11 protein-coding genes are annotated in these 13,724 nt (G+C 65.2%); 7 read left to right on the top strand and 4 right to left on the bottom strand.

All coding sequences use genetic code 11. The features are described 5' to 3' along the window. Positions 1–185 precede the first annotated feature (185 nt). Positions 186–1,004, bottom strand: coding sequence for a sulfotransferase family protein (locus RCAP_RS12300; RefSeq protein WP_013068193.1), 819 nt, complete (start codon positions 1,002–1,004; stop codon positions 186–188). A 146-nt stretch (positions 1,005–1,150) separates the two neighbouring features. On the opposite strand from RCAP_RS12300, the gene RCAP_RS12295 reads away from it, so the two are divergent. The 5 genes from RCAP_RS12295 (at position 1,151) to RCAP_RS12275 (ending at position 6,968) form a co-directional block, all read left to right on the top strand. Next, positions 1,151–2,725, top strand: a complete 1,575-nt coding sequence (locus RCAP_RS12295; RefSeq protein ID WP_013068192.1) for a DUF5928 domain-containing protein — start codon at positions 1,151–1,153, stop codon at positions 2,723–2,725. Positions 2,726–2,736: 11 nt separating this feature from the next. Beyond that, complete coding sequence (locus RCAP_RS12290) at positions 2,737–3,117, top strand: HIT domain-containing protein (RefSeq protein ID WP_013068191.1); 381 nt, start codon at positions 2,737–2,739, stop codon at positions 3,115–3,117. Between the two features lie 236 nt (positions 3,118–3,353). After that, entirely contained in the window at positions 3,354–3,536 is a 183-nt protein-coding gene (locus tag RCAP_RS12285) for a zinc-finger domain-containing protein (RefSeq protein WP_013068190.1), read from the top strand. Between the two features lie 92 nt (positions 3,537–3,628). Continuing rightward, positions 3,629–6,481 carry a DNA polymerase I gene (gene polA / locus RCAP_RS12280; RefSeq protein WP_013068189.1) on the top strand — a complete coding sequence of 951 codons (2,853 nt, stop codon included), beginning with the start codon at positions 3,629–3,631 and terminating at the stop codon, positions 6,479–6,481. 73 nt (positions 6,482–6,554) lie between these two features. Then, positions 6,555–6,968: a cytochrome c family protein gene (locus tag RCAP_RS12275; RefSeq protein WP_013068188.1), complete on the top strand. Its 414-nt coding sequence runs from the start codon at positions 6,555–6,557 to the stop codon at positions 6,966–6,968. Positions 6,969–7,034: 66 nt separating this feature from the next. On the opposite strand, the gene groL is transcribed toward RCAP_RS12275, so the two are convergent. After that, the gene (gene groL, locus RCAP_RS12270; protein ID WP_013068187.1) at positions 7,035–8,672 is read right to left on the bottom strand and encodes a chaperonin GroEL; all 1,638 of its coding nucleotides are present in this window, start codon (positions 8,670–8,672) and stop codon (positions 7,035–7,037) included. Between the two features lie 48 nt (positions 8,673–8,720). Next, entirely contained in the window at positions 8,721–9,008 is a 288-nt protein-coding gene (locus RCAP_RS12265; protein ID WP_013068186.1) for a co-chaperone GroES, read from the bottom strand. 242 nt (positions 9,009–9,250) lie between these two features. Between RCAP_RS12265 and RCAP_RS12260 the strand changes: the two genes are divergently transcribed. Together RCAP_RS12260 and RCAP_RS18590 are read left to right on the top strand one after the other, a co-directional pair. After that, complete coding sequence (locus RCAP_RS12260; RefSeq protein ID WP_013068185.1) at positions 9,251–10,171, top strand: manganese-dependent inorganic pyrophosphatase; 921 nt, start codon at positions 9,251–9,253, stop codon at positions 10,169–10,171. 171 nt (positions 10,172–10,342) lie between these two features. Beyond that, positions 10,343–12,100, top strand: coding sequence for a polysaccharide pyruvyl transferase family protein (locus RCAP_RS18590; protein ID WP_013068184.1), 1,758 nt, complete (start codon positions 10,343–10,345; stop codon positions 12,098–12,100). Positions 12,101–12,496: 396 nt separating this feature from the next. On the opposite strand, the gene RCAP_RS12250 is transcribed toward RCAP_RS18590, so the two are convergent. Beyond that, positions 12,497–13,528: an ABC transporter substrate-binding protein gene (locus tag RCAP_RS12250; protein WP_013068183.1), complete on the bottom strand. Its 1,032-nt coding sequence runs from the start codon at positions 13,526–13,528 to the stop codon at positions 12,497–12,499. Positions 13,529–13,724 lie beyond the last annotated feature (196 nt).

Below are 13,724 nucleotides of genomic sequence, written 5' to 3'. Positions count from 1 at the left end.
CTGCCCCGTGGCCGCCGAGTGCTTCAGGCACTCTGCCAGCGCCCGCCCCGCCCATGGCGGGCGCTTCTCGCCCGCCGGGGCAGGCCCTGGCCTCTGACATCGCTTGGGGCAGGCGGTCTTGCGGATGCGTCTGCGCGGCGGGCGGGGAAAAGCGGTGCTTTTCCTGATCCGCCCGAAACACCGTCTCAATCGCCCAGCTTCACATGCACCTCGTCCAGATCGATCTCGCCCACCGGCATCTTGTTGTCGGGATTGTCGAAATCATATTTGAACAGCTGAAAATCCTTGCGGTAGATCTCCCAGACCAGATGCCGGGACAGATCGTCGAAATAGGCCGAGACCGGATGCGCCCGCTTCGGCCCGTGGCCCTCGCTTTCGTTGAACTTCGGCACCGCCTTCAGATCGACCGGATGGCGCGTCTGGATGTTGTTCAAGACGACCTGCATGCCCTCGTCGAATTTCTCGGTGAAGAAGATGTGGTCATAGCGCCCGCCGTTGACGATGAAAGTGGCGATATGCCCCGACATCGCCGACCAGTGGATGTCGGGCTCCATCGGGCGGCGCCAGCGGATGGTGTCGCGCGCGAACAGCAGAAAGCGGCGGAACGAGGCCACCTGATCGAAGTCGAAGCCGTTTTCCGGGCTGCCGACATCGATGCCGTATTTCTGAATGAGCTGCGGCACCAGCGCGCCGCGGTAGCGCTTGCCGTTCCGTTGAATCCCCGCGATCTTGTCGAAGAAGGACGACAGGATCCGCGCATAGGGGTTGCGCACGCAGGTGAAGGCATAGGATCTGTGCGCCTTCACATTCGCCTCGATCGGCTTTTGGCTTTCGTCCTGGCTCCACTTGTGCAGCCCCGCCGTGCTGTCATGGATGTCGCCGTCGAAAAACCGCCCGTGATCGGAATAGAACATGATCTGCCCGATCGAGGAGCAGGCGCATTTCGGAACGACCCGATAAACGACGCTTTCGCTCTCGGTCATCCAGGTGCCGGGAAACCCCATGATGTGAACCTCCAGTCGCAGTGCGCCAAGCCTGTCACACCACTCTTCAAGAATTCCTACCCTTGAAGCAAAGAACCTCTGTTTTTTCAATGTCCTTTGACGGTATCTAGGCGAATAGGGCTTAACTGGCACGGCTTGTTTCCAATATGGCAAAAATCGCCTTCATCCTGCTGACCCACAAGGACCCCGAAGGGATCATCGCGCAGGCCGAACGGCTGACCTCGGCGGGGGATTTCGTCGCGATTCATTTCGATGCCCGCGCCAGCCGCGACGATTACGCGCTGATCCGCGCCGCGCTGCAGACCAATCCCGCCGTCACCTTCGCGCGCAGGCGGCACAAATGCGGCTGGGGGGAATGGAGCCTGGTCGCCGCGACGCTCTCGGCGGCCGAAGCGGCGCTCGAGGCCTTTCCGCAGGCGACGCATTTTTACATGCTCTCGGGCGATTGCATGCAGATCAAATCCGCCGATTATGCGCATCGCTTCCTCGATGCCGAGGAGGCCGATTACATCGAATGTTTCGATTTCTACGCCTCGGACTGGATCAAGACCGGCTTCAAGGAAGAACGGCTCGCCTATCGGCACTGGTTCAACGAACGCACGCAAAAGACGCTGTTCTACACCTCCTTCGAATGGCAAAAGCGGCTGGGCCTGACCCGCAAGGTGCCCGAAGACCTGCAGATGATGATCGGCTCGCAATGGTGGTGCCTGCGCCGCACCACCCTCGAGGCGGTGCTGGAGTTCATCGCCCGCCGCCGCGACGTGCGGCGGTTCTTCCGCACCACCTGGATCCCGGACGAGACCTTCTTTCAGACCATCGTGCCGCATCTGATCCCCGAGACCGAGATCCGCCGTCGCACCCTGACCTTTCTGATGTTCACCGATTACGGCATGCCGGTGACCTTCTACAACGACCATTACGACCTGCTTGTGTCGCAAGATTACCTGTTTGCGCGCAAGATCAGCCCCGACGCGCAGGAGCTGAAGGACCGCCTCGGCGCCCTTTGGGACCGGCGCGACGTCAGCTTCACCGTCTCGAACGAGGGGCGGGTGCTGTTCAGCTTCCTGACCGGGCGCGGCCGCGAGGGGCGCCGCTTCGCGCCGCGCTTTTGGGAACGCGAGGCCAGCCTTGGCCGCGACCGCACCCTGCTTCTGGTCGTGTGCAAGAAATGGCATGTGGCCAAGCGTCTGGTCGAGCAGGTCCGGCGCCAGGCGGGCCTTGCGGCGGTGGAGTATATCTTCAACGAATCCGGCGGCCTGCCCGATCTGGGCGGGATCGAGCGCTCGCTGGACAAGCGCAACCGCCATCGCCGGGCGCTGTTGCGGATGCTGTTCGAACATCATCAGACCGACCGGCTGGTGGTCTGCCTCGATCCGGCGGCGATCGATCTGATGCGGGATTTCGCCGCCGACAAATGCACGGTGCGGGTGCTGGAGATCGAATGCACCTTTACCGACGCCTATCTGATCGGCCATGCCCGCCGCGTCGGGCTGGCGGGAGAGACGACCCCGTCCGAGGTGCTGGAGCGGCTCTTGCCGACGATCCGCAGCGATCTGCGCCACGAAAGCGAGCAGATGCAGGACGCGGATTTTCCGGTCTTGCTGCGGATGCGCCAGGACGACAGCCCCGAGGCGAATGCCGTCCCGCTGGCGGCCTTTCTGGGCATCGCGCCCGCTCTTGCACATCAGATCGCGGCGACCGATTATCTGTTTGTCGATTGAGGAGAACGCCCTTGGCCTATGTCTATGACACCACGAACATCTTCGCCCGCATCCTGCGCGGCGAAATCCCCAACCGCACGGTTCTGGAGACGGAGCACACGCTGGCCTTCCGCGACATCGCGCCGAAAGCGCCCGATCATGTGCTGGTGATCCCCAAGGGCGCTTACGTCACCTATGACCATTTCTGCGCCGAAGCCTCCGAGGCCGAGATCGTCGATTTCACCCGCGCCGTCGCCGCGGTGGTGAAGCTGATCGGCGCCGAGGCCCATTCCGGGGGCAAGGGCTTCCGCGCCATCACCAATGCGGGCGAAAACGGCGTGCAGGAAGTGCCGCATTTCCACCTCCACATCCTGGCCGGGCGCTGCATCGGCCCGATGATCTGCACTGACTGAGGCACTCCCGGTCCCGCCCGCGAAAGGGCGTATTTGGGCCAAGAAGAAACGGCATCGGCTTTTTCTTGGCCCAAATACGCTGGGGGGCCCGGGGGGCGAAGCCCCCCGTCCTTAACGTTGTGGGGGGCAAAGCCCCCGGCCTTGCTTCGGGCGGCGGCCCGCGCGGAACGCTTGCGTGCTGCGGCGTTATTTCGCATAACTCCGCCCGACCCATTTGCCTCGCTCAGGAGCCAGCCATGCCGAACGCCCCCGAAATCAAGGTCGTCACCCATTGGAAAGGTGCCTGCGACGGCGGTGAAGGCGCTTTGGGCCATCCCAAGGTCTGGCTGACCATCCCGCGCGAGAGCGGCGAGATCTGCTGCCCCTATTGCGGCAAGAAATTCATCATCGACCGCGCCAACGCCGTCGAAGACCACTGACGCCCGGCCCCCGCGGCGATGCAAAGGCGGCCCTGCGGCCGCCTTTTCGTTTGCGGGGGGCTGTGGCACAACGAAGCAAAAGGGAGGCGCACATGAGTTTCACCAAGGGCTGCCATCTGCATCTGATCGACGGCTCGGCCTTCATCTTCCGCGCCTATCACGCGCTGCCGCCCCTGACGCGCAAATCCGACGGCCTGCCCGTCGGCGCCGTCGCGGGCTTCACCAACATGATCTTCCGCTACATCGAAGACGCCAAGGGCGCCGATGCGCCCACCCATGCGGCGGTGATTTTCGATTACAGCTCCAAGACCTTCCGCAACGAGATCTATCCCGCCTACAAGGAAAACCGCCCCCCCGCGCCCGAGGATCTGCGGCCGCAGTTTCCGCTGACGCGGGACGCCACCCGCGCCTTCAACCTCGCCTGTCTGGAGATCGAGGGCTATGAGGCCGATGACATCATCGCCACCCTTGCCCGACAGGCGCGCGAGGCGGGCGGGCGCGTCACCATCATTTCCTCGGACAAGGATCTGATGCAGCTGGTGGGCGATGGCGTGGTGATGCTGGATGCGATGAAGAACATCGTCATCGGCCCCGAGGAGGTCGAGGCGAAATTCGGCGTGCGTCCGAACCGGGTGATCGACGTGCAGGCTCTGGCGGGGGATTCCGTCGACAACGTTCCGGGGGCCCCGGGCATCGGCATCAAGACCGCCGCGCAACTCATTGCGGATTATGGCGATCTGGAAACGCTGCTGGAACGGGCGGGCGAGATCAAGCAACCGAAGCGCCGCGAGACGCTGGTGAATTTCGCTGATCAGATCCGGATCTCGAAGCGGCTGGTGACGCTGGAAGACCATGTGCCGCTCGACTTCGGGCTGGACAGTCTTGCGGTGAAGGAGCCCGAGCCCGAGGCGCTGATCGCCTTTCTGGAGGCGATGGAGTTTCGCACCCTGACCAGACGCGTCGCCGAGAAATTCGGCCGCGAGGTGCCGGTGGGGGCACCTGCGCCCAAATCCGACGCCGCCGCGCGCTGGGCCGAGGGGGCGGCGCCGCAGGCCCGCCTTGCCCCGCAGGCCGAGGCGGTGGCGCCGATCGACACCGCCCTTTATCAGCGCATCACCGATCCCGCGGCGCTGCGCGACTTTCTGGCCACGGCGCAGGCGACCGGGGTGCTGGCCGTCGATACCGAGACCACCTCGCTCGATGAGATGCAGGCCGAGCTGGTGGGGGTGTCCCTGTCAACCGGGCCGGGGCGGGCTTGCTACATTCCGCTGGGGCACACGACGGGAGGCGACGATCTTTTCGGCACCACCGCGCTGGCCCCGGGGCAGATGCCGATGGATGAAGCGCTGGCGATCCTGAAGCCGGTTCTGGAAGATGAAAGCCTCCTGAAGATCGGCCAGAACATGAAATACGACTGGAAGATCTTCGCCCGGCACGGCATCCGCGTGGCGCCCTTCGACGATACGATGCTGATGTCTTACGCGATGTTCTCGGGCCTGCACGGGCATGGCATGGACGCTTTGTCCGAGGAATATCTGCGCCACCGGCCGATTCCGATCAAGGAGCTGATCGGCACCGGCAAGGCGCAGATCACCTTTGACAAGGTGCCGCTCGACAAGGCCACAGCCTACGCGGCCGAGGATGCCGAGATCACCTACCGGCTTTGGGCCGCCTTCAAGCCGCAGCTGCACCGGGCGCAGGTGACCACGGTTTACGAGACGCTGGAGCGGCCGCTGGTGCCGGTTCTGGCGGAAATGGAAATGGCGGGGGTCAAGGTCGATCCCACGGTTCTGGCCCGGATGTCGAATGTCTTTGCGCAGCGCATGGCGGGGCTTGAGGAGGAAATCCAGGCCCTTGCGGGGCAAAGCTTCAACGTGGGCAGCCCCAAGCAGCTGGGCGAGATCCTGTTTGACAAGCTGGGCGTGCCGGGCGGTGAAAAGGGCAAGACCGGGGCTTATGCGACCGGGGCCGATGTGCTTGAAGACATCACCACGATGGAGGATCACAAGCAGGCGGCTGACCTGGCGGCCAAGGTGCTCGACTGGCGCCAGATCGCCAAGCTGAAATCGACCTACACCGATGCGCTGCAGACGCATGTGAACCCCGACACCGGCCGGGTGCATACCTCTTACAGTATCGCGGGGGCGAACACCGGGCGGCTCGCCTCGACCGATCCGAACCTGCAAAACATCCCCGTGCGCTCCGACGAGGGCCGCCGCATCCGCGAGGCTTTCGTGGCGACGCCGGGGCATCGCATCGTCTCGCTCGACTACAGCCAGATCGAGTTGCGCATCCTTGCCCATGTCGCGAATCTGCCCGAGATGAAGGCGGCCTTCGCCCGTGGCATCGACATTCACGCGATGACGGCGTCGGAAATGTTCGGCGTGCCGGTCGAGGGGATGGACCCGATGGTGCGCCGCCGCGCCAAGGCGATCAACTTCGGCGTGATCTACGGGATTTCCGGCTTCGGCCTGGCGCGCAACCTGCGCATTCCGCGAAGTGAGGCGCAGGGCTTCATCGATCGCTATTTCGAGCGCTTCCCGGGCATCCGCGCCTATATGGACGAAACCGTGGCCTTCGCGAAGGCGAACGGCTTCGTGCAGACGCTTTTCGGCCGCAAGATCCACACGCCCGAAATCAACGCCAAGGGGCCGGGCGCGGGCTTTGCCAAACGCGCCGCGATCAACGCGCCGATCCAGGGGGCGGCGGCCGATATCATCCGCCGCGCGATGATCCGCATGCCCGCCGCCATCGCGCATCTGCCCGCGAAGATGCTGCTGCAGGTGCATGACGAATTGATCTTTGAAGTTGCGGAAAGCGCCGTCGATCCGCTGATCGCCACGGCGCGGGCGGTGATGGAGGGGGCGGCCGATCCGGCGGTGCGGCTTTCGGTGCCGCTCGTCGTCGATGCGGGGCAGGGGGCGAGCTGGGCCGAGGCGCATTGAGGCCCGCCATTTGCGCTGCATCAGGGCGCGGGGGGCGACCCCGTGCTTTGCTGGGCGCAAAGGGAGGTGTGCGATGCGTGCGATTCTGATTTGCTTTGGCGGGGCGATGGGGCTGGCGGCCTGCATGGGGGCGGTCGATCTGACGGCGCCCTCGCCCGCAAGGGACTATGCCGATTACTGCGCGGGCTGCCATGGCACCGGCGGCGATCCCGGCCCGATCGCGCAGGAGCTGAAGCTGCATCCGGTCTCGCTGGCTGATCTGACGATGATGAACGACGGCCGCTTTCCCGAGGCGCGGGTGATGTCGAAGATCGTCGGCCACCGCGAACATGGCGAGATGATCGGGGCGCAGGCGGGCGAGATGCCGTCCTTCGAGCCGATGCTGGACGGGCCGGTGGTGCTTTACGACAGTGGCGACGGCATCGCGACGCCGACCCCGGCGCGGCTGGTGCGGCTGATGGAATACATCAAGGGCATGCAGCAATAACCGCTTGATCCGCAACGAAAAAGGGCGCCCTTGCGGGCGCCCTTCGATCTTCCCCGGCAGGGAAGATTACATCATGTCCATGCCGCCCATGCCGCCCATGCCGCCGGCCGGGGCCGCTTTCGGCTCGGGCTTTTCGGCGATCATGCATTCGGTGGTGATCAAGAGACCGGCGATCGAGGCCGCATCTTCCAGCGCGGTGCGGGTGACCTTGGCCGGGTCGATGACGCCGAAACCGAACATGTCGCCATATTCTTCGGTCTGGGCGTTGAAGCCGAAGGCCGGGTCGGCCGATTCACGCACCTTGCCCGCCACGACGGCGCCATCGACGCCCGCGTTTTCGGCGATCTGACGCAGCGGCGCTTCCAGCGCGCGACGCACGATCGAGATGCCCGCATCCTGATCCGAATTCGCGCCGGTCAGGTCGTTCAGCTTCTTCGCGGCCTGAACCAGAGCCACGCCGCCGCCGACGATGATGCCTTCTTGCACGGCCGCACGGGTCGCGTTCAGCGCGTCATCAACGCGGTCCTTGCGCTCTTTCACTTCGACTTCGGTCATGCCGCCGACGCGGATCACCGCAACGCCACCGGCGAGTTTCGCCACGCGCTCTTGCAGTTTTTCGCGGTCGTAGTCCGAGGTGGTTTCCTCGATCTGGGTGCGGATCTGCGCCACGCGGGCGTTGATTTCCGCCTTGTCGCCATGACCGTCGACGATCGTGGTGTTCTCTTTCGAGATCGTGACCTTCTTCGCACGGCCGAGCATGTCGAGCGTGACGTTTTCCAGCTTCATGCCGAGGTCGTCCGAGATCACCTGACCGCCGGTCAGGATCGCGATGTCCTGCAGCATCGCCTTGCGACGATCCCCGAAGCCCGGCGCCTTGACGGCGGCGATCTTCAGGCCGCCACGCAGCTTGTTGACGACGAGGGTCGCCAGCGCTTCGCCTTCGACATCTTCCGCGACGATGATCAGCGGACGGGTCGACTGGATCACGGCTTCCAGCAGCGGCACCATCGGCTGCAGCGAGCTCAGTTTTTTCTCGTGCAGCAGGATGTAGGCGTCTTCCAGATCCGCGATCATCTTGTCGGGGTTGGTGACGAAATAGGGGCTCAGGTAGCCGCGGTCGAATTGCATCCCTTCGACGACTTCGACTTCGGTGTCCATGCCCTTGTTTTCTTCGACGGTGATCACACCCTCGTTGCCGACTTTCTGCATCGCGTCCGCGATGAAGCGGCCGATCTGGGCTTCGCCGTTGGCCGAGATGGTGCCGACTTGCGCGACTTCGTCGCTGTCTTTCACCGGGCGGGCGGCGGCCTTGATCGCTTCGACGACCGTGGTGGTGGCCAGGTCGATGCCGCGTTTCAGATCCATCGGGTTCATGCCCGCGGCGACGGCTTTCATGCCTTCGCGGACAATGGCTTGCGCCAGAACGGTCGCGGTGGTGGTGCCGTCACCGGCTTCGTCATTGGTGCGGGAAGCGACTTCCTTCACCATCTGCGCGCCCATGTTCTCGAACTTGTCGGCCAGTTCGATTTCCTTGGCGACCGAGACACCGTCCTTGGTGATGCGCGGCGCACCGAACGACTTTTCGATGACCACGTTGCGGCCTTTCGGGCCGAGCGTCACCTTGACCGCATCGGCGAGGATGTTGACGCCTTTCAGCATCCGGTCGCGGGCGTCGGTCGAGAATTTGACTTCTTTGGCTGCCATTCTTTCGGCTCCTTCAAATATCGTTGGGGATCAGGGTCTTCTCGTGGATTACGAGATGATCCCCATGATGTCCGACTCTTTCATGATCAGCATTTCGACGCCATCAAGCGTCACTTCGGTGCCCGACCATTTGCCGAACAGGATGCGGTCGCCCACGGCGACGGCGGGGGCGATCAGCTCGCCCGAATCCTTGCGCGCACCCGCGCCCACGGCGACAACTTCGCCCTCGGCCGGTTTTTCCTTCGCCGTATCGGGGATGATCAGGCCGCCCTTGGTTTTTTCTTCGCTTTGAACGCGTTTGACCAGCACGCGGTCATGCAGCGGTTTGAATGCCATCTGGGTCACTCCCTAAGGTTCCAGGTTCATGCTTTCAGCACTCACGGGTAGCGAGTGCTAACGGCAGGGGAGTTAGTCATCGCCCCCCCGGCCTGTCAACACCCGGGGGCGGAAAAATTTGCACGGGCGCCGATCACGCGCGCGTGATGCTGCGGGTGCGAAATCGGTTGCGCAAAGCGTGACAAGCGGGGGGCAAAGCCCTATAAGGCGCCAAAATCCCCATCAAACCTTCCGAGGAACGCATGACCACCAAGGTTTTCGGCCACAAATCCCCCGACACCGACTCGACCGGCTCGCCCATCATCTGGGCCTGGTACATGACCGAGGTGCTGGGCCAGCCCGCGAAACCGGTGCTGCTGGGCGAGCCCAACACCGAAGCGGCTTTCGTGCTGAAACACTGGGACCTGCCGAAGCCGGAAATCATCGCGGGCGTCGAAGCCGGTGAAAAGGTCGTCATCGTCGACACGAACAACCCGGCCGAGCTGCCCGAGGGCATCAACAAGGCCGACATCCTGGCCATCATCGACCACCACAAGCTGGTCGGCGGTCTGGAAACCAAGGGCCCGATCGACATCACCATCCGTCCGCTGGCCTGCACCGCGACGATCATGTTCGACCTGATGGGCGAGGCCGTGGCAACGGCGCCGCGCGGCATCAAGGGCGCGATGCTCTCGTGCATCCTCTCCGACACGCTCGAATTCCGCAGCCCGACCACCACCGCGCATGACAAGGCCGTCTGCGAGAAACTGGCCGCCGATCTGGGCGTGAACATCGCCGAACTCGCCACCGCGATGTTCGAGGCGAAATCGGACGTGTCCGAGTTCTCGGATGCCGAACTTCTGCGCATGGACAGCAAGGAATACACCGTCGACGGCAAGGAGCTGCGCGTCTCGGTGCTGGAAACCACCGCGCCGAAGCTGATCCTGGACCGCAAGGACAGCCTCATGGCCTCGATGGTCGATGTGGCGAAAGAAGACGGCGCCGATCAGGTGCTTCTGTTCGTCGTCGACATCCTGAAGGAAGAGGCGACGCTGCTGGTGCCGAACGATTTCGTCAAGCGCATCGCGGAAGCCAGCTTCCCCTGCAGCGTGACCGGCGACACCGTGGTTCTGCCGGGCATCATGAGCCGCAAGAAACAGATCATCCCGGCGCTGAAGGTCTGATCGAAGCGTCGCTTCGGGCAAAGGATCGCTGGCGGGGGGCTTCGGCCCCCCGTCGCATGCAGGGGCCGCCCCCTTCGGGACGCGGGCCCCGCACCGTGACACCGGCAGGGGCTGCCTCTGCCCGATGATCTGCCGGTCGTCCTCCGGCCTTTGACAAGCCAGGTCCGCCCCATGCCAGCCAGCGTCAACGTCGACGATTTCACCGCAGCGCAGACCCCCGATTTCGAGGCGATGCGCCATCGGGTGATCGACGGGACGCCCTATCAGCCCTTTTTCGGCCGCCGCAACGATCTTGATGAACATCTCGCCTTGCTGCGGCGCGAGTTCGTCGGCCAGCCGGAAATCAAGTTCGCCCATGCCGCCATGACCGTCCTGCTGCGCCGCAAGATCGCCACCGAGACGGTCTACCGGCACTATCGCAGCCTGTGGGCGGAGCATGCGGATCTGCTGCTCGAGATCCTCGACAGCCGCTGGCTGGTCTCGGCCTGCGACACGATCAGCGATCAGAGCGACGACCCCGAGGAAGCCCGGGCGGCGATCCTGCTGACCCTTTTCGTCAATACGGTCAAGCTCTTCGAGACCGAGCGCCTGATGGAGGGGCCGGTGCGCCAGCCCGCCGCGCCCTTGGGGCAGCGCCGCCAGCTGCATGACGGGCTGAGCAGTTTCATGGTCGGCGTCGGCGACATGATCGCCAATCTGCTGCACCGGCTTGACCGCACGCTGACCCACACCCGCCTTGTCGACCGGATCGGCCGCCAGCTTGTCAGCCGCACCCTGGCCTCGGACACGGTGTTTTCCCGCTTCGGCCGACGCCAGTCCTGCCACACCTGGCCGCCGCATCTGCCGGTGGCGCCGATCCGGCCCAGACCGGCCCCGCCCGCCCGGGCGCAGGGCCAGATGCCGCCGCCGCCGCCGCCGCAATATGTTTTGCTCAATGACACCGCGCGGCTGGGCGGCGGGTTCCATCTGGGTACGCTTTACGCCTGTCATTCGATTCGCAGCCATCTTGCCGCGCGCGGCCTGCAGGAGGCCGGCTGGGCCAATGATCTGGCGGGGCTGCGCGCGCTGCTGGCGCAGGGCCCGACGCCACCGCAGCTTCTTGTCCTCAACGGGGAAGGGACGCTGCATCATTGCGCGCCGCGGGCCCGCGCGCTGCTGGAGGCCTGCCGGTTCGGCCAGAGCCTTGGCATGAAGGTGGCGGTCCTCAACACGGTCTGGGAGGCGAATGACGACGCGATGGCCGCGCTCTTGCGGCTGGCCGATGTCGTGCATGTCCGCGACAGCCGGTCCCTGGCCGCGCTGCCGCCGGATTTTCCGGCCCGGGTGACGCCGGATGCCTCGATCCCGATCTTTCGGGAGGTCGCCCGGTCGGGCAGCTTTCCGGCGGCCGTGCAGGCGGTTGCGGTGATGGACAATGTCGTCCCCGAGGCCGCCGCGGCGCTGCTGCGCTTTGCCGAAGCCGGTGCGCTGCCCTATTTCGCCATGCCGGGGGCGGCGCTGGGCCGGATCCGGCAGGACGCTTCCGACCGCTCCGGCCCGGTCTGGCCGCGGCTGCTGCAGATCACCGATCTGATGGCGGCGCGGGCCTGGGTGACGGGGCGGTTTCACGGCATGATCGGCGCGCTTTGCGCGGGGCGGCCGGTCTGTGCGCTCCGGTCGAATACCGCAAAGATCGAGGGTCTGCTGGAAGATTTCGGGCTGACGGCGGAATGTCTGCTGGGCGCTGACTGGCTGTCGAAACCGGCGGCGGCGCAGCGGCTCGAGGTCGAGAGATGTCTGGAGTTGCAGCAAGATCCGGCCTTCGTCGCCCGTCGCGCGCAGGTGCTGCAAACGGCCTGCGACCGGATCGGTCAGATGTTCGATCAGGTGGCGGCGCTGGTGGGGAACCCGCCCCCCGACCGGCTTGGAAAGGCCGATGTGACCTCCTGAAAGCTCTTCGGCCACCAAACAGGCGCCGCAGTGACCGCATCGATCCGCGGCCGAATGTCGGGGCGCCGACCGATTTTGCGCAGCGGCACGATTTGCCCGGCCCCCCCTTGCGCCGCGTCCTGCAGGCGCGGCGATCCGCGCGTTGGCGCGCGTTCCGATCTTGCCGATGGTCGCCTCCATCCTCGTCACCCGCCGCGATCCCGCCGCATATCCGTTCAGGCCCATGGTGAGGGCGGCGGCCGATCCTGCCGATGCGCGGCCCGGTCGGGCCAGGCGGACAGGCTTCGACCGCCGCCGTCAGCATCCGGCCCTGCATCGCGGGATACAGACGGTCCCAACATGCCCGAACGGCAGGAAAATCCCTGCAGAAGGAGGTCAAATCTCGACAGCATCCTTTTACGGCAGGTGAGGCGGCACGGGGGCCATCCGGCGCAAGGTGCTTGCCCAGCGTTCCAGAAGCGCGGGATAAGCGATGATGTCGTAGCCGTTCCACCCGGGCAATTCCGCGATGCGCCCCGTCGCGACCGCAGGAACGGCCGCTGCCGCGGGCACGGCCGAGAGGGCCGCGTCAAGCGCCCGACGCGCGGCGACCGGCTCGCCGGTCAGCACGATCATCTCCGGCGCAAGGGCGGCCAGTTCCGCCCCGTTGATCGCCGCGCGCGCGGCCCCGTCTTCCGTGCCCCCGTTTGCCGAAGGCCGCGCGGCATTTTCCAGACCGAGCCGGTCCAGCAGGTCGCGCGAGATCGGGCTTGCGCGCAGCTCCTGCCGCAAGGTCCCGTCCGGCCCGGCAGAGAGCACCAGCGTTCTGGGCCGTGCGGGCAGCGGCAACAGCGTCTCGACGCGCGCCAGCGTTGCCTCGCGCGCCTGCAAAAGCGCCTCCGCCCTGGCCCCCCGGTTCAGCATCTGCCCGATCTGATAAATGAAAAGCTCATCCCCCAGCGTGTAATCGGCGATCTCGATCTTCACATGGTTGACCGCGATCAGGCCGCCTTCCGCCGTCATCAGCGGCATCAGCCGCATCGGATCCTGCAAGATCTCGGCTGCCGCGGTGGCGCCCGTCTGCTCGACGAGGATCCGCTCGGGCTGGGTTTCCAGAACCGCCACCAGAATTTCGCAGCTGTTCACATCGGCCATCACCCGCGGCGAGCTCAGCGCCAGCGCCCCGGACGGCAGCTTTGCCATCTCGGTTGCGGCATCGTTCTGCCGCAGGGAAAAGGCGCGGCTTTCGACCCCGAGATGACGCGCCACCGCCACCAGCCGGTCGCCCAGCAGGATGCTGGGGTCCAGCGCGGCGACATCGGCGGGCAGGGGGGCGGTGAAGCCCGGGCGCAGGGGATCGGCGGCGGGGGGCGGCGTGTGGGCGGCGCAAGGCATCACGGGGAAAGACAGGCTCAGGGCAGAGAACAGGCACAGGCGGGCGAGACGCATGGCAAACTTTCGTTTATGAGGGAGGGCCCTGTCTTGCCTGGCGCCGGCTGGGGAACGGGTTGACCAACCCTGCCTTTGATCGCGGGGGAAGGTCAAGATCCCCCGTGCCGCATCTTGAATTGCGCGCGCCAAGCCGTTAACGACAGCTTCGACGCCAGCCTCAGCCAGCGAAAGGTCGCAACCCTTTTGCCGCCTT

The organism is Rhodobacter capsulatus SB 1003 (genome assembly GCF_000021865.1).
GTDB classification, from domain to species: domain Bacteria; phylum Pseudomonadota; class Alphaproteobacteria; order Rhodobacterales; family Rhodobacteraceae; genus Rhodobacter; species Rhodobacter capsulatus_B.
This window is presented reverse-complemented; position numbering and strand designations above follow the sequence as displayed.